Origin of the sequence: Rossellomorea sp. SC111, assembly GCF_024733565.1 — a bacterium.
Classification (GTDB): domain Bacteria; phylum Bacillota; class Bacilli; order Bacillales; family Bacillaceae_B; genus Rossellomorea.
In genome coordinates, this window is record NZ_JANIOC010000016.1 from 76,865 (window position 1) to 98,445 (window position 21,581).

The following is a 21,581-nucleotide window of genomic DNA, read 5'->3' on the forward strand; positions in this document are numbered from 1 at the left end:
GTAGAATACAATACTATCCAACATAAGGAGTGATGCAGTTGCGTTTTGCTTTAATGGATCACACGTTAATCCCTGAGCCCCTTGTAAAAGAGCCACACCCCCTTCTCCAAAAAATCTCAGAATTCACTACCAATCCACCTCAACCAATTAATCCATCCTTTCAATTTTCACCAGAGCTGCAATCCTATCTAAGTGGAAGATCTTTATTAGTAGACGAGATTCCATTTTCAATTCATACCCTCCATGAGCACTATGTGAATGGCTATGTTTCCTATGAAAAAGGAGTGGAAGAGTGTCGATGTCATCGGTGTGGAAATAACAAACCCCAGCTATTGGCAGCTTTCCATTGCTCCAGATGCCACACCGGATGCACCTATTGCCGGAACTGCATCATGATGGGAAGGGTGTCTGAGTGCACGCCGCTCCTAAGGTGGAATGGTCCTGGACCGCAGTCTCCACTAGTAACGTTTGACTGGTCCGGTACCCTTTCAGAAGCGCAAAAGGCTGCCTCGGAACAAATGATATCTGCCATTCAAGTTCACACCGACCTCCTCGTATGGGCTGTATGTGGAGCCGGCAAGACCGAGGTGCTTTTTGAAGGAATATACGAAGCTCTTCGGCAAAACAAGCGCGTCTGCATTGCCGCACCCCGTACCGATGTCATCCTGGAACTGTCTCCCCGCCTTAAAAAAGTGTTTCCGGAAACACAGGTCACCACCTTATACGGGGGCTCAGATGAACGGCACAGCTATGGCCAACTTGTTTTATCTACTACCCATCAACTTTACAGGTACAAAGAAGCCTTCGATGTCATGATCATAGACGAAGTCGACGCGTTCCCGTATTCCTACGATTCCTCTCTGCAGGGGGCCGTAGAGAAAGCCCGAAAGCCCCACTCGTCCATCATTTACTTGACGGCAACCCCGGACGGTAAAACGCAACAGGAATGTGCCCGGGGAAAAAGAAACTTTATCCAAATCCCGGCCCGTTTCCACCGTCATCCGATCCCACTTCCCAGGTTTGTCTGGGGCGGCCTCTGGAAAAAACCCCTCAAGAAAAATCGTATTCCCCCTGCATTGAAAAAATGGACCTCATTAAGACTCAATCAATCGAAACAAGCCCTGATTTTCTTTCCCACTGTCGCTCTTATGGAAAAAGCCCTGCCTTTATTCCAAGAAATGAATCCCCTTATTGAATCGGTTCATGCTGAGGATCCCAAACGAAAAGAAAAAGTAATGAAGATGAGACAGGGTGAAATTCCGATTTTACTTACGACAACCATTTTAGAACGGGGAGTGACTATCCCGAATATTGATGTCGCTATCCTTGGAGCCGAAGAAAAGATTTTCACCGAAAGTGCACTCGTTCAGATCGCCGGCAGGGTGGGGAGGAGCGCTGACTATCCAACAGGGGATATCGTCTTTTTCCATTACGGCCGCACGAGGGAAATGATCAAAGCGCTGCTTCATATCGACCATATGAACAAAGAAGCCGGTAAAAGGGGATTGATTCATGGTCACTAACTGTTTGAATTGTAGTAGCGAAGTGGTAGAAGAATGGTCGTGGAGAGGGTTATTTTACAGGGATCCTCAATTTCTGTGTCAGGAATGCGAGAAGCAGTTGAAGAAGATTGAAGGGGAGCGATGCAGGGGGTGTTCCCGTTCATTGGAGTCATTGCCTTCCAATCTCGTAAAAGAAGATGTCTGTCTGGACTGCAATCGGTGGGACCAGGATCCGGAGTGGAAGGGGATTCTCCATAAAAACGATTCATTGTATCACTATAATGATTTTTTGAAAGCGTACTTGGCCAGATACAAATACCGGGGGGATTACGCGTTGGCCAAAGCCTTCTCCCATACGATTAAATCCTATCTTGCAAAAATGGCATATGACCATATCATCCCCATCCCACTCAGCGAAGAACGCCTCTATGAGAGAGGATTCAATCAATCTACGGCAATGTTGGAAGAATCAGAGGTCCGTCCCTCACATATCCTCACGCGTTTGCATTCTGAGAAGCAGTCGAAGAAGACTCGCGCTGAGCGTCTTCGCCAGGTGCAGGTTTTTCAGTTAAGAGAGTGTGATGTGAAGGGCAAGTCGATTCTGCTGTTTGATGATATTTATACGACGGGGACGACGTTGAGGCAGGCGGCGAAGTTACTGAAAGAGGCTGGCGCTGAAGAGGTATCATCCTTAACTCTCGCCAGGGGTTAAAGCAAACCCCTTTCCTGCCGATATAAAGTGTAAGAGAAGCTTCACCGGGAGGAAACAGATATGTCAGAAATCATCAACTGTCAACGTTGCAACGCGATTTTTATGCAAAATAAATTCCGTGATGTGTGTGACAAGTGTTTTAGAGAAGAAGAAAATATGTATGAGACCGTCTACCAATTTTTAAAGAAACGGGAGAACCGTGCTGCGACCATGGAGCGGGTCATTGAAGTAACCGGAGTAGACGAGGAACTTCTATATAAATGGGTGAAAAAAGGTCGCATCCAGACGAGGCAATTTCCGAATATGGGTTATCCTTGTGATAAATGCGGGAAGATTATAGGGACGGGACGGATCTGCGGTGACTGTTCATCAGAGCTTGCAAGTGATCTGAAAAAGTTCGATACCGAACAGGAATGGAAGAGAAAATCCCAGGAATCGGGTCAGAGAACCTATTACACGATGAGAGATAAGAACTAGTCGTAAGGAATGGAATTCAGGAAGAACTAACCAGTCCCTGACACTAAACAAAACCTGTTTTCATCCGATATACTAGGTAGAAACCATGTACGTGAAGAAAGCGAGGGAAAATGATGAAGATTAACTCTATCGGAAATCAGAACATCAATCCTTATAAGCGCAACTTGAACAAAATGGATGAGGTCGGGAAAGCGGGCAAACCGGCATCCGACAAAATCGAAATTTCTTCTGCTGCCAAAGAAATGCAGGAGGTTTCCAAACTCGGCAAAGAGCGCCAGGCGCGAGTAGAGTCTCTAAAAGATCAGGTACAGAGCGGGAATTACACCATCGAGCCGAAAGCCGTTGCTAAAGGATTAAAGAATTTCTATAATGGACAATAAAGGGGAGCGAACAAACATGTCAGCTACAAACCTTACGACAACACTTGAAAAACTCTATAAGCTGCACAAAAGTTTGTTCGACCTTTCTGTGAATAAAACGGATGTCATCAAAAAAGGTGATATGGGTGAACTTGATCGTGTATTGAAGGGTGAGCAGAAGCATCTGGCCGCCATCAATACGGTGGAAGCAGAACGACAAAGAGAATCCAGTCACTATCTTCAATCACGGGGAGTGGCTTTCAACGGGGCACCAACCATTTCTCAGTGCATTGAGCACAGTGCACCCCAAGAACAAGAAACACTTGTCCACTGGCAGCAAAAACTTGTCGAAATCATCGGAGAATTGAGAGTCCAAAACGAGCTGAATCAAAAGCTAGTCTATCAATCTCTACAATTCGTGAATATGAATCTATCCATGACGCAACCACAGCCGGAACAATCCACTTACTCACGACCAAACGGTGAAAAAAAAGCACCGGCAAGTCGATCTATCTTTGATTCGAAGGCATAGCACTTACTAATTGAAACGGAGGCAACACCATGCGATCCACTTTTATGGGCCTGGAAACGGCAAAACGAGGCATGTACACCCAGCAGGGCGCCCTTTATACAACCGGTCACAATATCTCCAACGCGAATACCCCTGGATATACCCGTCAACGAGTCAACTTTGAACAAACGACACCCTATCCTGCCCCCTCTATGAACCGTCCACAAATCCCCGGCCAAATCGGAACGGGAGTCGAAGCCGGTTCGATTCAACGCGTGCGTGATTCATTCCTGGACATGCAGTATAGAGGCGAAAACCAAAAGCTCGGCTACTGGGACACAAAAATGGAAGCGATGAAGAAGATGGAAGAGGTCATGAATGAACCATCCGATTCAGGCTTATCGAAAACGATGGATATGTTTTGGCAGTCCCTTCAGGATTTAGCCGTTAACCCGTCCAATGCTGGTGCACGTTCAGTGGTAGTCGAAAGAGGGAAAGCCGTTGCTGAAACATTCAATTACTTATCCTCTTCTTTAACAAGTGTCAGAGGCGATCTGAAAAATGAGCTATCTGTCAGCGAAAAGCAAATCAATTCTCTGTCGAAACAAATCGATAACATCAATAAGCAAATAGCCGATGTTGAACCACACGGCTATCTCCCGAATGATCTATACGATGAGCGTGACCGCTTGATCGATGAACTTTCACAGCATGTTTCCATCCAAACGAGCTACCAGTCCAATGGAGGACAGTCGTCTCCTATCGCAGAAGGTGCCGTCACGGTCACCTTGGTCGGGAAAGACGGAAACCTCGCCGTCAACCTAGTCGGGAAAAATGGTGTGAATGAAGTTAAGCTTACCTATGATGGTCCTCAAAATTCGGTAGATTCCGTCTCAATTGGTCAACAAACACTCGATATCAAAGACTTCTTATCTCAAGGTGAAGGAAAACTCAGAGCCCTTGTCGATACATACGGCTACAAAAATGAAGACGGTGAAGCAGAAGGCTCCTACATCAGTATGCTCGATGAACTGGACAGCATGGCGTATGAATTTGCCAAAGCATTCAATGACCAGCATCAACAAGGATTCACGCCGGAACAGATGAATGATCCGAACTTTGATCCTGACACCGCTACTCCTGATACACCGAAGTTCTTCCAGGATGCAAAGAATGCTTCTGCTGACTTGGACAGTGTGTCGAAAGAAGGCTTCGCTCAAAGGATGCAGGTTGCCGATGAAATGAGCAACCTTGATAACATCGCAACAGCAGGGGCAGGTAATCCGACCCTCGGAGACGCATCAAACGTTCTGGCACTTGCCGACATCATCACAACGACTAAACTGCCTTACGGTGAAAAAGAAGCCTCATTCCAAAGTCATTTTGAATCCGTAATCGGGAAAATGGCCGTAGAATCACAAGAATCTGTTCGACTCGCGAAGAACTCCGCTGTATTAAGAGGAGCCGTCGACGAACGTCGAATGTCCGTCAGCGGAGTGTCCCTTGACGAAGAAATGACCGACATGATCAAATTCCAGCATGCCTACAACGCCTCTGCCAGAATGATCACACTGCAGGACGAAATGCTCGACAAAATCATCAACGGCATGGGTACCGTTGGAAGATAGGTAGGTGAAATAAGATGCGCGTAACACAAAGTATGCTGACTGCAAATTCGATGAGAAATTTAAGTTCTTCTTATGGACGAATGGGGCAGCTACAGGACCAGTTGGCCACAGGAAAGAAGATCACGAAGCCTTCGGATGATCCGGTTGTTGCGATGAAAGGGATGTTTTATCGTTCTAATCTCACAGGGATTGAGCAATATAAGCGGAATCTTTCTGAGCTTTACCTGTGGATGGAAAACTCGGAGTCAGGAATCGATCAGGCGAATCAAGGGTTGCAGCGTGTCAGGGAATTGACGCTTCAAGGGAAAAATGGAACATTGAGTCCCGAAGACCGTAAAGCCGTTGCGACAGAAATTGAACAGATTAAAAAGGATCTGGTCAGCGTTGCTGAAACAAAAGTGGCTGGAAGATATATTTTCCATGGTACAGACGTTGGGAATTCCCCAATCAAAGATGGGAACCCCGCAGACGGAAGTGCTCCACAGGTCGCTGACAATTTAGGCAGTGGTGCTATCGACGCTTATCCTGTAGAGGTGTCACAAGGTGTTTCTTTAAAAGCAAATGTAAACCCAAATAAGGTCTTTAACCAGAAACTGTTTGATACAGTACACAATATCCAAAAGGCATTAGAATCTGGAGATGTTTCTTCTCTTGACGGTCAGCTTGAGGAATTGGATGACGTCATGAACACGTTATCAGCAGAACGTTCTGAGCTAGGTGCCAGATACAATCGCCTTGAAATGGTAGACGACCGACTGGGTCAACAAGAAGTAACAGCAAACCGAATTCTTTCTGATAATGAAGATGCCGACATCGAACGCGTCATCACAGACTTGAAAACCCAGGAAAGTGTCCACAGAGCGGCACTCAGCGTCGGGGCCAGAATCATTCAGCCGACATTAATGGATTTTCTACGATAAAAGCAAGGGGACTGACCCTTTAAGGTGTTTTGTCACCTTAGGGTCAGTTCCTTTTTATATGGAGGTGAATAAGTGTGAACGTTCCACAAATAAGATTGCAGTCCACTTCAGCAGCCCTGAGCATCCGGACGACACAAGGACGCATGGACATTGAACAGCCGCCGGCAGAATTGGATATCCAGCAGCCACAGGCAAAGATGGACATAGAACGGACGCCATCCAAACTGACCATTGACCAAACTGAGGCAAGAGCTGATATGGACTTGAAATCGGTGCGCCGCAGGATTGAAGAATATTCCCAGCAAGGGTATGAAGACTGGCTGGCGGGACTTGCCCGTGTCGCTCAGGACGGTGATGAACTGATGATGATCGAAAATGGCGGAGGTGCGATTGCCGCCCAGGCTAAACGAAACAGTGAAGATCCGATGTATGAATTCAACATCGGATGGATTCCCTCCGCAGGAAGCGTCAAAATTAGCTATGATCCGGGTAGTGTGAAGGTGAACATTGAACCTCAAAAAGTCGTGAATCACTCTCGACCTCAAAAGCCCAACATACAGTATACTCCAGCACAGGTCGATGTCAGTTTAAAACGATATGCAGACTTACAAATTGATTTTGCTAACCTAAAGCACGTAGGGATCAATTATGAACAAGAAATTTAGAATGAAGGAATGAAGCGGATGAAAATCAATACGAAGTATCATGGAGAAATAGAAGTGGAGTCAGAAGATGTTCTGACATTTGAACACGGGATTCCAGGGTTTGGGGAAGAGAAGCAGTTTGTATTGTTGCCACTTCCGGAAAATGAGTGGTTTCATATATTGCAATCAGTGACGACACACCAGCTTGGATTTGTCGTGACAGATCCGTTTGTGTTCTTTAAGGACTATGATTTTGAGTTGGATCAGGCTAGTGTGGAGTCTCTAGGGAATCCTTCTGAAAAAGAAGTGCAGGTGCTTTCTATTCTTACTGTACGAGACACGCTTAATGAATCTACGGCTAATTTACAGGCCCCTATTCTTCTTAACCTGTCAAATCGCAAAGGAAAACAAGTTATCTTAACAAACTCAAACTACCAAACCAAGCACCTGATCTTTGCTCAGCCTGCAGGAAAGAAGGGGTGAGGGGATGCTAGTATTGACAAGAAAAACCGGAGAAAGTATTCAGATTGGGGATGACATTGAGCTAACGGTCATTTCGGTAAATGGGGATCAAGTGAAACTCGGGATCAATGCACCAAAGAACGTAGATATCCATCGAAAAGAAGTCTATCTCTCTATTCAGAATGAAAACACCGAAGCTTCGAAAGGAATCGACAATCTGTTTAACCTTTTGCCAAAAAATGATTAATTATTTTTCTCAAACTATTAAACACTAGTTGAAACGACCGATAATAGTATTGTAAGCAATGAGGAGAAGGGCGGCCGACCTTTTTGACTTATTGTAAACTAAAAATGATATAGTTCACATGGATGTGGGCTTACTTTCAAGGAGGAAATTATTGTTATGAGAATTAATCATAATATTGCTGCGTTGAATACTTACCGTCAATTAAACAGTGCTTCTACTGCACAGTCTAAATCTATGGAGAAATTATCTTCAGGTCTTCGTATTAACCGTGCTGGGGATGATGCTGCTGGTCTTGCAATTTCTGAGAAAATGCGTGGACAGATTCGTGGGTTAGATCAAGCTAGTAAAAACTCACAAGATGGAATCTCTATGATTCAAACAGCAGAAGGTGCTTTAAATGAAACGCATTCTATTTTACAACGTATGCGTGAATTAGCTGTTCAATCTTCAAATGATACAAACACTACTGAAGATCGTAGTAATATCCAAGATGAAATTAACCAATTGGGAGAAGAAATTCAACGAATTGGTGAACAGACTGAGTTCAACACTAAGAAATTATTAAATGGAGATATGGGAGCAGGCCAAAGTTCAGCAACTCATAAAATCTCTAACACTATGAATGCTGCCAATGTTACTGGTGCTACATTGGATGGATTGCTTGATGGAAATGGGAATAATTTAGGCATAGCAAATGGTGATAAAGTCACTGCTACATGGTCTATTAATGGAACACAGCACACTGCTGAGTTTGACGTAACTGATATAAGTTCTGATTCAATTGATGATATTTTCGCTGCAATAACCACTGAGGGTTCAGCTACTGCAGCTTTTGATGGAACGACAACTAACCAAATGGAACTTACAGCTGCTGGAGCAGGAACTGCTGGGCAACTTAACGGGTTTACAATTGATGTTAAAAGTTCTGCAGGTGTACGTAAAGAAGCCGCATCCAATGCATTATCAAATTTCTCTACAGAAACTGCAGCGAAAGATGTCCGCGCTGATGGAAGTGCTGACTTCCAAATTGGCTCAAACCAAGGACAAACACTTAATTTGTCTTTTGAAGATATGAGAGCAGATACTCTAGGTGTACGTAATCTACAAGTTTCTACAAAGAGCCAAGCTGGTACAGCAGTTAGTGTATTAGATGAAGCTATTCAAAAAGTTTCAAAAGAACGTTCTAAACTTGGAGCAAATCAAAACCGTTTAGAACATACTATTAACAACCTTAATACCTCTTCTGAAAACTTAACTGCAGCTGAATCTCGTATTCGTGACGTAGACATGGCGAAAGAAATGATGGATCAAACAAAGAATTCTATCCTTTCTCAAGCAGCACAAGCAATGTTGGCTCAATCCAATCAAATGCCTCAAGGAGTATTACAACTTCTGAGATAATTGATTCGAGGGCGTCCAGTTTGGTAACGAGCTGGATTATAACTGGGTGAATTGCTGGAACTTCCTAAAGTTCTATCAACCACAACGTAACTGGAAACGGTAGGCGGAACGGTTTGAAAATGATAGAGATGAAACAATGGATAATCAGCAGCCAAGCTCCTGTGAGGAAACTCTGGAGAAGGTTCAACGACTAGAGAACACGGTCTAAGGCGAAAGCCATGACTATGAATCTCGTAGGGCAGTAAACACTGTTCGAAGTGCCCAGCCCCTTACATACAAGGGTGAAGATATAGTCTATTCTATGATCGAAAGACATAGTCGCAAAGCAAGCGAACCAACAACCACAAGGAGTTTTACAACTTCTTCGTTAATATTAAATTGTTTAAGAGAGACCGTAGGCTTCCTAGGGTCTCTTTTTCTCCTTGTCATTAATAATTACAATATCCCACCATTCCGTAATTCACGCAATTTATTCACAACTGACCAATAGCTTCTGGCTAAGGTATTCGCAATCTCCTTATCTTTAAAACCATTCATCTTGAGGGTTACCATCTCATTTATCTCTTTATCAGAGTAATTCTTATTTCTACTCGAAGAAGAAGCGACAATTTGATAATTAGGATATTGTACTAAAAACTTTTGCTCTCCTGATTGATCCTCCATTCCCAATTAGACTTATAGTACATATTTTCGCATGTCAAAGTAATGGGCGAAAGTAAGTTCAAGAAATTGTATGTTAAGTCTGTTGATGTTCCTTTTAAAACATAACCATGACCATCTCTTCTTTTACTTAGTTTGAACTCAATATGAAATGTACTTAAAATGTGTTGCTGTAGTACTTCAAGTTCTTTCTTAGAATAATTTTGAAGGTATAAATATATATGTGGGGTTAAATAAATCTTCTTGTTTCGATGATTAATTCTTTTTGAGATTGATAGAGAGCCATCGTCAAGATAAAGTGCTGTTAAGAAATAGGGGGAGGTACAATATTTCAAAAGCTTTATTGGAATTTGCTTAGATTGATTATTGTAAAAGTAAGGGAATAGCTCGGTGAAAAGGGGATCAGACTTTGAACGCATGGTTTGACTTTTCTTTGTTAGATAGAAGAGATCTGGAAAGAAGGATGCTTTCCAAATTCGATAACTTTCTTGTTCTACACCATAATGTTCACGATAACTATGATTTTTCCGACGAGAATTAGGATATAATTTGGTGATTTCTCCATCACCCATTATGCTTCCTACGAGTAAATTTCTTTGAATAGAAGATAGATTAAGGAACTTCTCCATCTATTACAACCCCTTCAAATGAGAACTTATGTTCTGTATTCATTTTAATACATACCCTCTTTGAATCAAAATAAAGCCTATTCTCCCTAAACTTTCCCCAACGAACACCGATATAACCCATATAACCCTCAGGAGGATCAAAAGATGATTGATAAAGTGACAGGCGGAGTTTCAGGAGTACAATCATTTACTAGATTAGAGAACCAAACAAGAGAAGAAGTGAAACAAATTCAAGCACAGGAACGACACCATGAAGAAACCACAACCAAAGAACCTGTCACCAAAGAAAAAATGGAAGATGTCGTTCATGGGATGAATGAGTTTATGTCCACTTCGAACACACACCTCAAATTTGAATTTCATGATAAATTGAAAGAATATTATGTGACGATTGTCGATGATCGTACGCAGGAAATAGTGAAAGAAATACCAGCAAAGAAAATGCTTGATATGCATGCCGCAATGACGGAATTTGTTGGTTTACTTGTCGATAAGAAGGTTTAATGGAAGGAGATACATATGGCTGATATGCGAATTGGTGGCCTTGCCAGTGGTATGGACACGGATCAAATCATAAAAGATTTAATGAAGGCGGAACGAATTCCTTTAGATAAACTGGAACAGAAGAAGCAATACCTTGAATGGCAACGCGATGATTACAGGGATATGAATAAGATGATGTTTGATTTTAGTAATCTTATTTTTGACGGGGTAATGAAGCAGGGGACGTATACGCAGAAGACGATTAGTGTATCTGATCCTTCTGTCGTGTCTGTTAAAAATATTAATTCGACAACCGATTTTTCGGGAACACTGGAAGTTGGAAATCTAGCAAAATCTGCAACGACCATTAGTGGAGTTACCGGAATTACGGATTCATCCAAGACGATAAAAGATTTAATGGGCCTTACTGGTACTCAAAAAATAAATATTAAATCTGTTCTTAAAGATGGGACGTTAGATCCTAAAGGAACATCCATTGAATTTGATCCAGAAAAAGAGACTTTAAATAGTTTGATATCAAAGATCAATCAACAGTCGGGAGTTTCTGTTTTCTTTGACGAGAAGTCACAGAAATTTTCGTTTACTGCTAAAAACTCAGGTGACGCGACTGGGAATGATATCGTTCTTTCAGATGAAACAGGTACATTCTTTGATAGTCTGCAATTAACAGATTCAAATTTTAGTGGAATGCGTCAGGAAGGGGTAAACGCAACGTTTACTTATAATGGACTTACGACGACAAGACCTTCAAACACCTTTACCATCAATGGTTTTGAACTAACGTTAAAAAACGAGTCAACTGGCCCTGTCACCTTTACTTCTGCACCCGACACCGACAAAATCCTAGAAAAAATCGTCAAATTCGTCGACGAATACAACAAACTCATCGAAAAAGTAAACGGGGAAGTAAACGAAAAAAAATATCGTGATTTCCAACCATTGACGGCTGAACAAAAAGAATCAATGGAAGAAAAAGAAATCGAGTTATGGGAAGAAAAGTCCCGCAGTGGTACTCTGAGAAACGATTCCGTTCTAACATCTGGTCTCAATAAAATGAGAACAGATCTGTATTCACCAATTTCTGGTGGAACATCGGGAGTTAGTCAGTTAGCTCAAATCGGTATCGAAACGTCCAGTAACTACCTGGATCGTGGAAAGCTGATTATTGATGAAAATAAACTGAAAGAAGCGATTTCCAAAGACCCGAATGCAATCTATGAGATTTTTGCCAAAGATGGTGCGACGTCCAATGAACAAGGGATCGCCCGTCGTTTACGTGATACGTTGAAAGATACTATGGACAGCATTGAGCAAAAAGCAGGGAAAGCGTCTAGCACAAATAATACCTTTACCCTCGGTCGTTTACTAAACAACATGGACAGCCAAATGGACCGATTCGAAGACCGGTTAAATCAAGTCGAAGACCGCTACTGGCGCCAATTCACCGCCATGGAAAAAGCCATCCAGCGTTCCAACGAACAATCCATGTTCCTTATGAACCAATTCGGCGGTTAATCACAACTAAAGGAGTGTCACTATGGCCATCAACAACCCGTATGCAGCATACCAGAACAACTCGGTCAACACCGCATCACCAGGTGAACTCACCCTTATGCTCTATAACGGAAGCCTGAAATTTATTCATATCGCGAAAAAGGCGATTGAAGAGAAAAATATTGAACTGAAAAATACCAATATCCAAAAGACTCAAGCCATCGTGAACGAGCTGATGGTGACGTTGAACACGGATCTTGAAGTCTCGCAAAACCTGATGTCTCTTTACGATTACATCAATCGTCGTTTAACAGAAGCTAATATCAAGAATGACGCATCGATTTTAGAAGAAGTAGAGGGTCTCATCACTGACTTCCGTGACACGTGGAAAGAAGTCATTCAACTGAACCGCCAGAAGCAACATGCCGGTCAAGGTGGACAGGCGTAATGAGCTCGGTTCTTCTGTGCTATACGATCACGAAGCAATTGAAAGAAGCATTGGAACAAGTGAATGATGAAAACAGGGAAACTACGATTGAAGAAGTGGAAGCTCTTTTAGAAAAGAGACAGAGCCTACTTGATACCATAAAGCCACCATATACTCATGATGAGCAGGAGCTCGGTAAGCATATGATCGTTTGGAATCAGCAAATCGATCGGCAGCTGGCTCAATTGCGATTGGAAATCAAACGAGACATGAATGGATTGACCAAGAAGAAGACATCAGTTCAAAAGTACTCAAATCCATACGAATCCCTCCAATATGACGGGATGTTCTACGATAAAAAGAAATAGGTGATTCTTTGACAACGAAACTAGACGAAAAACAGTACGAATTGGTCCAACAATACGTCGGAATGCTCGATACAATCGAAGAAGCACTGAAGTATGTGGAAGCAAGCTTCACTGATTTAAGCAAAACAGAAGGAGACCGGGTCCTTTCGGATGTCTTCATGGCTATCGGTCAGATTTCAGAAAGCAATTCTTTGTTGAAAGATATGTTTGAGAGGGAAGGCATTCAGAAAGCTTTAAACGCATTTGATACAGTGACTGATCAGGCATGGAAACTGGATGGACAGCTGGAGAACAACCTATTCAAACAAAGTATCGTTCAGGAAAACCTGTCCCCAGCCTTTTCTACTTGGAAAGAAGCGATTGAAACCGAACTAAACCCATATCTAACACACTGAGTCTCGAATCCCCGAGGCTTTTTTCTTTTTCCAAAAACTCTCATGCTATAATAATAGAAAATGCTGGAGGACACCGGTATGGAAAATAGTGTGATACAGGAGATTAGAAGACGCTGTCTTAGTTACCCCGAGGTTTATGAACATGTAGACGGGTTCGGACATATATCCTTCCGCGTGAAGGACAAACCATTTGTCATCATCGGGGAGACCTTATCGATTAAAACTCTCCCTGCTATCCAGGAAATCCTTCTCGAACAGCCCGGTTATATTAAAGCACCGTACATAGGGAGACATGGCTGGGTGTTGGTTGGGGTAGAGGAAGTGGGCTGGCAAACCATTGATGGATTGATTCGTGAGGGCTATTTGATTGCTGCACCCAAGAGACTGGCCAATCAAATTCAGAATGGATGAAGAAACATGATGAATTTAATCACCAATGAACTCATAAAACAAATCTCCCGACCACGTATGTGGATTTCACTGGGTCTCATCGTCTTCATCGATTCCATCGCGTCCCTTTTTGTCTATCTCCTGTTCGACGGCATCCAATTTTCATTTTGGGAATATATGCGGATCAGCTCTAACCTCCTTATGATCATTCAACTCTTCACTCTGATCATTGCAGGAGATATCGTTTCAAGTGAGTTTTCATCCGGCACCATAAAGCTTTTGCTCATCAGGCCTATTAACCGCGTGAAAGTTCTACTTTCCAAATACATAACCGTGCTAGTCATCGCGACCGTTCTAACAGCCTCTCATTTCTTGTTTTCAGCCGTGCTAGGTTCACTATGGTTTTATGATAGTTTCTTTGATTTGAACGAGAACTTTTTCATCGTGGCAGGTGCTTACGTACTGAGATTCATAGAAATGATGGTGATTTGTTCGTTTGCTTTTACCTTTTCTGTGGTAACGAGAAGCAGTTCGTTTGCGATTGGTTCTACTATTTTTCTCACCTTTTCTATTGGGACATTTTTGGTTTTGATGAACGAGCTTGGTATGAACTGGGGGAGATATCTGCTTTTTGCGAATACTGATTTACAGCAGTATTTCTTCGGGACTCCACCGTTTGAAGGGATGACGTTTTGGTGTTCGGTTGGGGTGATTGTGGTTTATTTGGTTGGGTTTGGTGGATTGGCTTGGTGGAGTTTTGGGAAGAGGGATGTGGATGTTTAGTGGGTTGTTTTTGTACCAGGTACAAAATGCAGTAAATGTACCTGGTACAAATTTAAACTTCCCATCTCGCTCAATAAAACTCATTTCAGCAGGAATTTTTCGAATAATGTCGAATTATAATACTTGTACCTTTATCTTAGAAAGGAAGAGTATATGACAAGAAACCTTAGAGTCTGGTACCCTGGAGCCATTTATCACATAACTGCCCGCGGGAACAGAAAAAACAATCTTTTTAGAGATAGAAAAGACTATCTCCATTATTTATCTTTAACTCAAAAAGCTAAAGAAAGAACCCCATTCCTTCTTCACTCCTATTGCCTCATGCCCAATCATGTTCATCTCATCATTGGAACACTAATGATTCTCCCTCAGACATTATCCATTACACTCACTCCATTTATGCCAGGTACTTTAACCGAAAATATCATTATGTAGGCCATGTGTTTCAGGATCGGTACTTTGCCAAACTAATTAAAAACTCTAAGCAGCTGATCGATACGACCAGTTATATTCATTTGAACCCGGTAAAGTCGAATTACTCTAAGAAGCCTGAAGACTATCATTGGAGCAGCTATAAAAGCTATATAACTCCAGGATTCAAGTCAATTGTTGATAGTCAAAGGATTCTTTCAAATCTTGGGGATTACCCACATGAGAAATATAAATTTTATGTAGAAACGAAATTTAGAATTAAGGACTGGGACCAACCTCTTTTAAAATCTTGATTTCATTTTTGTACCTGGTACAATCTGCATCATCTGTGCCAGGTACAAAATCCAGTTCTAGTCTCCCGTTAATAATCACGTTCACAATTCCGCCCCAAACTCTCCACAAAACCTCCACATACCTAACGACTAACCCCCTCCAAAAAAGAGATAAAAATAATATAAAGAGTGCCAGGTGCTCTCTACATACCAACAAACCACCGCACTCTTAACCATTCTCAACTCCCGTCATAACAACCTTTTCGACACGAATTAACAAACTTCACAAAAAATTGACAAAAAATTTAGAAAGTTTAAGAAGGATAAATGAAGGGAATGGAGAATATATAAACATAGCTTTATTTTTAAAAGGAGGAGTTTACATGTTGAACTACAACATTCGAGGCGAGAACATTGAGGTAACTCCAGCGATTCGCGAACACGTGGAGAAGAAGATTGGCAAGTTAGACCGTTACTTTAATGAAACTCCTGATGCAAATGTACATGTTAATTTAAAAGTGTATCCTGATAAAAATACGAAAACTGAAGTGACTATTCCAATGCCGCAATTAGTGCTACGTGCAGAGGAACGCAACGCAGATATGTATGCGGCCATTGATCTGATAGTAGATAAATTGGAGCGTCAAATTCGCAAACATAAGACAAGAGTGAACCGTAAGATGCGTGAAAAGGGCAGCCCGAAGGAGTTCTTCGCAGCTCAGGAAGATCTGAATCATGTTTCTCCTAACGGCGCAGCTGCCGTTGAGCTGGAGGATGAGGACGATACGGAAGTAGTAAGAACGAAGCAGTTCAATCTTAAACCGATGGACAGCGAAGAAGCGATCCTGCAGATGAATATGCTGGGTCACACATTCTTCATCTTCACGGACGCAGAGACTAACGCAACGAACATTGTGTACAAGCGTCGTGACGGCAAGTACGGTTTGATTGAAACAAACTAATCTGAATAACCTTAAATCCTGTAGTCTCCTGGACTGCAGGTTTTTTTGTAAAAAAAAGGATTCATCCCCCTTTTTGTCGAATCTTGATAGTATAAAATAAGGGTTTTTGTTTTAAATAGACGCTTTAATCTAAAGGAGGATCCACCATGACGTATTCCATTGTAGGCTTTGACCCGGAAGAGAAAGAATGGGGGATTGCAGTCCAGTCCAAGTTCCTCGGTGTTGGTTCGGTTGTTCCATTTGCGAAAGCGGGAGTCGGGGCAGTCGCGACTCAATCTTACGCCAACACTTCTTATGGACCTCATGCACTTCAACTGATGTCAGAAGGCAAGACGGCGGAGGAAGCCCTTGAAATCATCACAAGAGATGACCCGGAACGTCCATTACGCCAGGTGGGATTAATCGATGCTAGTGGAAACCCAGCAACGTTCACGGGTGAAGGGTGCTATGATTGGGCCGGTGGACAGACTGGTAAGCATTTTGCTGCTCAGGGAAATATTTTAGTGGATGATCAAACCGTGAAGGCGATGGCGGATACCTTTGAGTCCACCAGTGGATCTTTGGCTGAAAGGCTGCTCCACGCCCTCGAAGCCGGTCAGGAAGCAGGCGGTGATTCCCGTGGCATGCAGTCCGCTGCCCTTTTAGTCGTTAAAGAAAAAGGGGGATATGGCGGGTTCAATGATCGGTATATTGATCTGAGGGTCGACGATCATGCTTCACCCATTAAGGAATTGAAGCGGATCTATCAGTTGCACCAGCTGTATTTTAAAGAGTCGGATGCCGGCAGGGTGGTACTCCTTGAAGGTGATATTTATGATGAAGTGGAGCGGGAACTCACCCGTCTTGGCTATGCGAAAGAAAAGCAGTCCCTCTATCAAAATTTGAAAGATTACCTCCACACAGAAAACTTTGAAATGCGTGAGCAGGAAGAGAATTATATCGATCTGGATGTCTTGGATTATTTGAAAAAGCAGACAAGATAAATGGAAAAAGAACCAGTCGGAAAATGATTGGTTCTTTTTTCTTGTTTTAAAACAGTTTAATGCTTGCTTGAAATGTTATATAATGAACCTTTGTGTACGGGACTCAGAGAAGTTGGAGGTAAATACAAACATGAGTACAGTCGGAAGAAATGAACCATGCCCATGTGGCAGTGGAAAGAAATATAAGAAATGCTGTGAAAACGTTGTGAATATAGATACGCTGGTGAGTCAGGAACTGGATGTGCTGCAGGCACAGCTGTATGACTTCATCGCTACGGCCCAGTCTGCCGAGATGGAGGAATCCTACCATCACTATCTTTCAAAGATGGACTTAATGCAGGCAGATCCCGATATTTATGAAATGGCCTTTGTCAGCTGGTACGGAGCGACTCAGAAGGATGCTAACGATGTTCGTTTGATCGAACGATTTGTGGATAAGCAGCTGAGCACGGTGACTCGACCACAGACAGCTGAGGTATTGGAATCGTGGAAAAATGTACGGGTGACAGCTGGTACAGTAGAGAAGCTCGATGACAATACATTGCGTGTCGGGGAAGCGATCACGGGAGATACGCTTATCGTGACGGAAAAATTCGGTAAGCTTGAAGAGAACAGTTTCTTCCTGGGATTACTATTGCCGAACGGAGAGAAGTATCTTCCGTTTGCTCAATACTTCATTTATCCGGCGATTGAAAAAGCGGCGATGGAGTTAGTGAAGATCCGTTTTGAACAGGGTAAATTTGACACTCTGCATGATTACTTATCAGGTCAGTACCTGGAAATCGCGGATGTCGGATTCGTGCTTTATAGTGCGGAGAAGAAGAAGGCTGGAAAAGCATCATCTCAATCTGCCGGTGCCGATGAAGGCAATCATGAAGATGAAAACACCGGGGATTCCATTGAAGGAGTCGAGATCTGGAAGACGGCGGAATATAACGAAGCGATCACATCCCTTCAAAAATTCCTCTCTGAAAAAGGGGAAGAAAAGAAAGAAAGTGAACTGCTCGTAGCCGTATTGGAAAAATACTTCTACACAGAACGCCCAACCATCCGCAACCCGAAAATCTACTCGGGGGCAATGGTCGACATGGCGAAAAACATCGATGAAATCAGTATCCGCCACGTTCAAAAGGAACTGGCAGAATACTTCGATGTCTCCGCCAACAGCATCTCAAGACGAAGCAAGCAAATCTGGGAAAGCTACCAGGACACCGTCAACGAACTGCTGAAAGTAACGAACGCCTAAACCAAACTGAATACTCATCCTACGAAAGTCGTCTGATAAAGGCGGCTTTTTTTGAGGGACGGACCTCCCAAATTACAACTAATATGGAAAGAAAGCCTTATATGAAAGCATCCAACCTTCCAAAACAGTGAAATATAGAGGTCCGTCCCTCAAAGCCTTAAGTTGTAACCGATATGGGATAGTGGTAAGATTGATAGGGAAAATATCGTGTTTGTGTGGGAGGATAATTGGTTTTAGTAGCGAATTTTAAGTAGAGTGATGTGAAGTGATTCTCCTTGTTTTTTACAGGGAATTCACATATTTCTCATCGGAATCTCATTTACTTTCGTTATACTTGTGACGTTTGGCTCTCATTCCAACACAGATAAAGGAGCGTTTATACATGCTTGGTCTATTAAATAAAGTGTTCGATGCGAATAAAAGAGAATTAAAGAGGCTGGAGAAACTGGCCGATCAAATAGAAGAATTAGGTCCTGATATGGAGCGATTGACGGATGATGAAATCCGTGAAAGAACGGAGCGTTTCAAAGAACGCTATCAAAAGGGTGAAGACCTTGAGGATATGCTCGTTGAAGCGTTCGCTGTTGTCCGTGAAGCGGCACGACGTGTACTTGGTTTATATCCGTACCGCGTTCAGCTAATGGGTGGTGTTTCCCTTCACGGAGGGAACATCTCCGAGATGAAAACCGGTGAAGGTAAAACCCTGACGGCGACAATGCCTGTGTATTTGAATGCCATCACGGGAAAAGGCGTTCACGTTATCACGGTCAATGATTATTTGGCCAGCCGTGATGCCGAGGAAATGGGTAAACTATACAATTTCTTAGGCCTGACTGTTGGACTTAATCTCAACTCCATGTCTAAAGACGAGAAACGCGAAGCCTATAACGCAGATATCACGTACGGGACGAATAACGAGTTCGGATTCGATTACCTGCGTGACAACATGGTTCTGTACAAAGACCAAATGGTTCAGCGCAGCCTTCATTTTGCCGTAATTGATGAGGTCGACTCCATTCTGATTGATGAAGCACGTACACCATTGATCATTTCAGGTAACGCCCAACGCACACCTCAGCTTTATATCCAGGCAAACGCCGTTGTCCGGACACTGAAAAAAGAGGAAGATTACACATATGATGAAAAAACGAAAGGTGTTCAATTGACGGAAGACGGGATCAGCAAGGTGGAAAGAGCCTTCCATATTGATAACCTGTTTGATATTTCACACGTAACCCTTAACCACCACATCAACCAGGCATTAAAAGCCCACGTAAGTATGCACCGGGATGTTGATTATGTGGTTCAGGAAGGTGAAATCATCATCGTTGACTCCTTTACGGGCCGCTTGATGAAAGGTCGTCGTTACAGTGATGGTCTGCATCAATCGATTGAAGCCAAAGAAGGTCTTGAAATTCAAAATGAAAGTATGACCATGGCAACGATCACCTTCCAGAACTACTTCCGTATGTATGAAAAGCTTTCCGGTATGACCGGTACGGCGAAGACGGAAGAAGAAGAGTTCCGTAATATCTACAATATGAACGTCATTGTCATCCCGACGAATAGACCGATCGTTCGTGATGACCGCGCCGATTTAATTTACGCGTCCATCGAAGGGAAGTTCAATGCGGTAGTGGAAGATATTAAAGAACGTCATGAAAAAGGACAGCCTGTACTGGTCGGTACGGTTGCCGTTGAAACCTCCGAGCTTATCTCTACGCTTCTGACAAAAAAAGGCGTACGCCACAATGTGTTGAATGCGAAAAACCATGGCCGTGAAGCGGAAATCATTTTAGAAGCGGGTCAGCCTGGTGCCGTTACGATCGCAACCAACATGGCCGGTCGTGGTACGGATATCAAGCTTGGAGAAGGCGTCATCGAAGTTGGCGGTCTTGCCGTCATCGGTACGGAACGTCACGAATCAAGACGTATCGATAATCAGCTCCGTGGACGTTCAGGACGTCAGGGAGATCCGGGGGTTACTCAGTTCTATCTTTCAATGGAAGATGAATTGATGAGAAGGTTCGGCTCCGACAATATGAAGAGCATGATGGAACGCCTTGGAATGGATGATTCCCAGCCGATTCAAAGTAAAATGGTCAGCCGTGCTGTAGAATCAGCTCAAAAACGGGTGGAAGGAAACAACTTCGACGCCCGTAAGCAGCTTCTTCAATACGATGATGTACTGCGCCAACAGCGTGAAATCATCTACAAACAGCGTAATGAAGTCATCGACTCTGAAAACCTTCGTGACATCGTTGAAGGCATGATCAAATCAGTCATTGAACGTCAAGTGGCGGCTCATACGGCAGAGGAAGAGATGGAGAACTGGAATCTTCAAGGTATTGTTGATTTCGTCAACGCCAACCTTCTACCGGAAAATGACGTGACAGTCAACGATCTTCGTGGAAAAGAAGCCGATGAAATGATGGCTCTCATCTTTGAAGATGTACAGCATCGCTACAATGAAAAAGAAGAGCAGCTGACACCTGAACAGATGCGTGAGTTTGAAAAGGTCATCCTGCTTCGCGCCGTTGATACAAAATGGATCGATCACATCGATGCCATGGATCAACTTCGCCAAGGTATCCACCTCCGTGCATACGGACAAAACGATCCACTGCGTGAATACCAGCATGAAGGATTCGCCATGTTCGAAAGCATGGTACTCGCCATCGAAGAAGACGTGGCAAAATACGTCATGAAAGCGGAAATCCGCAACAACCTGGAACGCCAGGAAGTAGCCAAAGGCCAAGCGGTCAATCCGAAAGAAGACGGAGCAAAAGCCAAAAAACAACCAGTCCGCAAACAAGCAGACGTCGGACGCAACGACCCATGCCCATGCGGAAGCGGCAAAAAATACAAACACTGCCACGGCATAACCGGATAATATTTACTATTTGAGATGATACCTGGGACTTATTTTGCTAAAATAAATCCCAGGTACTTTTCCGTTTTTATGATTAAGATGGAGGAACTGGCACTATTAGTGCTTGTTCATTATTGGATGGATTTTAACAGCAAAGTTGATTGGAGCGGAAGGTGCTCGACTCCTGCGGGAAAAGCGGGAAAGTTGAGACCCCACAGGGCAAAGCTGAGTTGCACCCCTATTGTTGGACACCCCAACCAACAATAGGAGGTACCAGCACATATGGCCAAGTTTACTCAAG

At 43.2% G+C, this 21,581-nt stretch carries 25 protein-coding genes; 24 read left to right on the forward strand and 1 reads right to left on the reverse strand.

The window, feature by feature from the left end:
- Nucleotides 1–258 precede the first annotated feature (258 nt).
- The 12 genes from NQ095_RS22525 to NQ095_RS18730 all read left to right on the forward strand — a co-directional run bounded on the left by NQ095_RS22525 (nt 259) and on the right by NQ095_RS18730 (nt 8,863).
- Nucleotides 259–396 carry a hypothetical protein gene (locus tag NQ095_RS22525; RefSeq protein WP_309137669.1) on the forward strand — a complete coding sequence of 46 codons (138 nt, stop codon included), beginning with the start codon at nt 259–261 and terminating at the stop codon, nt 394–396.
- Entirely contained in the window at nt 393–1,523 is a 1,131-nt protein-coding gene (locus NQ095_RS18680) for an ATP-dependent helicase ComFA (protein WP_309137670.1), read from the forward strand. Before NQ095_RS22525 ends, NQ095_RS18680 begins: the two co-directional genes overlap by 4 nt.
- Nucleotides 1,513–2,214: a ComFC family protein gene (locus NQ095_RS18685; protein ID WP_258264945.1), complete on the forward strand. Its 702-nt coding sequence runs from the start codon at nt 1,513–1,515 to the stop codon at nt 2,212–2,214. The genes NQ095_RS18680 and NQ095_RS18685 overlap by 11 nt, the downstream gene beginning before the upstream one ends.
- A 60-nt stretch (nt 2,215–2,274) precedes the next feature.
- On the forward strand, nt 2,275–2,691 hold the full coding sequence (locus NQ095_RS18690; protein ID WP_258264946.1) for a TIGR03826 family flagellar region protein: 417 nt from the start codon (nt 2,275–2,277) through the stop codon (nt 2,689–2,691).
- Nucleotides 2,692–2,801: 110 nt separating this feature from the next.
- The gene (gene flgM / locus NQ095_RS18695) at nt 2,802–3,071 is read left to right on the forward strand and encodes a flagellar biosynthesis anti-sigma factor FlgM (RefSeq protein ID WP_309137671.1); all 270 of its coding nucleotides are present in this window, start codon (nt 2,802–2,804) and stop codon (nt 3,069–3,071) included.
- Nucleotides 3,072–3,087: 16 nt separating this feature from the next.
- Entirely contained in the window at nt 3,088–3,582 is a 495-nt protein-coding gene (locus NQ095_RS18700; protein WP_258264947.1) for a flagellar protein FlgN, read from the forward strand.
- 29 nt (nt 3,583–3,611) lie between these two features.
- A complete protein-coding gene (gene flgK, locus NQ095_RS18705) occupies nt 3,612–5,189 on the forward strand; it encodes a flagellar hook-associated protein FlgK (RefSeq protein ID WP_258264948.1) in 1,578 nt (525 codons plus the stop codon).
- A gap of 14 nt (nt 5,190–5,203) precedes the next feature.
- Nucleotides 5,204–6,109: a flagellar hook-associated protein FlgL gene (gene flgL / locus NQ095_RS18710; protein WP_258264949.1), complete on the forward strand. Its 906-nt coding sequence runs from the start codon at nt 5,204–5,206 to the stop codon at nt 6,107–6,109.
- A 74-nt stretch (nt 6,110–6,183) separates the two neighbouring features.
- Nucleotides 6,184–6,774 (forward strand): DUF6470 family protein, encoded by a 591-nt coding sequence (locus NQ095_RS18715; RefSeq protein ID WP_258264950.1) that lies wholly within the window; start codon nt 6,184–6,186, stop codon nt 6,772–6,774.
- 18 nt (nt 6,775–6,792) lie between these two features.
- Nucleotides 6,793–7,236: a flagellar assembly protein FliW gene (gene fliW / locus NQ095_RS18720; RefSeq protein ID WP_258264951.1), complete on the forward strand. Its 444-nt coding sequence runs from the start codon at nt 6,793–6,795 to the stop codon at nt 7,234–7,236.
- 4 nt (nt 7,237–7,240) lie between these two features.
- On the forward strand, nt 7,241–7,462 hold the full coding sequence (csrA, locus tag NQ095_RS18725; RefSeq protein ID WP_258264952.1) for a carbon storage regulator CsrA: 222 nt from the start codon (nt 7,241–7,243) through the stop codon (nt 7,460–7,462).
- Nucleotides 7,463–7,618: 156 nt separating this feature from the next.
- On the forward strand, nt 7,619–8,863 hold the full coding sequence (locus NQ095_RS18730; RefSeq protein WP_258264953.1) for a flagellin N-terminal helical domain-containing protein: 1,245 nt from the start codon (nt 7,619–7,621) through the stop codon (nt 8,861–8,863).
- A 629-nt stretch (nt 8,864–9,492) separates the two neighbouring features.
- On the opposite strand, the gene NQ095_RS18735 is transcribed toward NQ095_RS18730, so the two are convergent.
- On the reverse strand, nt 9,493–10,152 hold the full coding sequence (locus tag NQ095_RS18735; RefSeq protein ID WP_258264954.1) for a DNA endonuclease: 660 nt from the start codon (nt 10,150–10,152) through the stop codon (nt 9,493–9,495).
- A 144-nt stretch (nt 10,153–10,296) separates the two neighbouring features.
- Between NQ095_RS18735 and flaG the strand changes: the two genes are divergently transcribed.
- The 12 genes from flaG to secA all read left to right on the forward strand — a co-directional run bounded on the left by flaG (nt 10,297) and on the right by secA (nt 21,301).
- A complete protein-coding gene (gene flaG / locus NQ095_RS18740) occupies nt 10,297–10,656 on the forward strand; it encodes a flagellar protein FlaG (RefSeq protein ID WP_258264955.1) in 360 nt (119 codons plus the stop codon).
- Nucleotides 10,657–10,671: 15 nt separating this feature from the next.
- A complete protein-coding gene (locus NQ095_RS18745; protein ID WP_258264956.1) occupies nt 10,672–12,171 on the forward strand; it encodes a flagellar hook-associated protein 2 in 1,500 nt (499 codons plus the stop codon).
- A 22-nt stretch (nt 12,172–12,193) separates the two neighbouring features.
- Nucleotides 12,194–12,598 carry a flagellar export chaperone FliS gene (fliS, locus tag NQ095_RS18750; protein ID WP_258264957.1) on the forward strand — a complete coding sequence of 135 codons (405 nt, stop codon included), beginning with the start codon at nt 12,194–12,196 and terminating at the stop codon, nt 12,596–12,598.
- Nucleotides 12,598–12,945: a flagellar protein FliT gene (gene fliT / locus NQ095_RS18755; RefSeq protein WP_258264958.1), complete on the forward strand. Its 348-nt coding sequence runs from the start codon at nt 12,598–12,600 to the stop codon at nt 12,943–12,945. The genes fliS and fliT overlap by 1 nt, the downstream gene beginning before the upstream one ends.
- Nucleotides 12,946–12,953: 8 nt before the next feature.
- Nucleotides 12,954–13,340, forward strand: a complete 387-nt coding sequence (locus tag NQ095_RS18760) for a DUF8042 domain-containing protein (protein WP_258264959.1) — start codon at nt 12,954–12,956, stop codon at nt 13,338–13,340.
- Nucleotides 13,341–13,418: 78 nt separating this feature from the next.
- Nucleotides 13,419–13,751 carry an MmcQ/YjbR family DNA-binding protein gene (locus NQ095_RS18765; protein WP_258264960.1) on the forward strand — a complete coding sequence of 111 codons (333 nt, stop codon included), beginning with the start codon at nt 13,419–13,421 and terminating at the stop codon, nt 13,749–13,751.
- 6 nt (nt 13,752–13,757) lie between these two features.
- On the forward strand, nt 13,758–14,513 hold the full coding sequence (locus tag NQ095_RS18770) for an ABC transporter permease (protein ID WP_258264961.1): 756 nt from the start codon (nt 13,758–13,760) through the stop codon (nt 14,511–14,513).
- A gap of 153 nt (nt 14,514–14,666) precedes the next feature.
- Complete coding sequence (locus NQ095_RS22595; RefSeq protein ID WP_375162863.1) at nt 14,667–14,948, forward strand: transposase; 282 nt, start codon at nt 14,667–14,669, stop codon at nt 14,946–14,948.
- A 652-nt stretch (nt 14,949–15,600) separates the two neighbouring features.
- On the forward strand, nt 15,601–16,179 hold the full coding sequence (hpf, locus tag NQ095_RS18775) for a ribosome hibernation-promoting factor, HPF/YfiA family (protein WP_060672514.1): 579 nt from the start codon (nt 15,601–15,603) through the stop codon (nt 16,177–16,179).
- 146 nt (nt 16,180–16,325) lie between these two features.
- Nucleotides 16,326–17,162, forward strand: a complete 837-nt coding sequence (locus NQ095_RS18780; protein ID WP_258264962.1) for a DUF1028 domain-containing protein — start codon at nt 16,326–16,328, stop codon at nt 17,160–17,162.
- 130 nt (nt 17,163–17,292) lie between these two features.
- The gene (locus NQ095_RS18785; RefSeq protein WP_258264963.1) at nt 17,293–18,408 is read left to right on the forward strand and encodes a YecA family protein; all 1,116 of its coding nucleotides are present in this window, start codon (nt 17,293–17,295) and stop codon (nt 18,406–18,408) included.
- 382 nt (nt 18,409–18,790) lie between these two features.
- Entirely contained in the window at nt 18,791–21,301 is a 2,511-nt protein-coding gene (gene secA, locus NQ095_RS18790) for a preprotein translocase subunit SecA (protein WP_258264964.1), read from the forward strand.
- Nucleotides 21,302–21,581 lie beyond the last annotated feature (280 nt).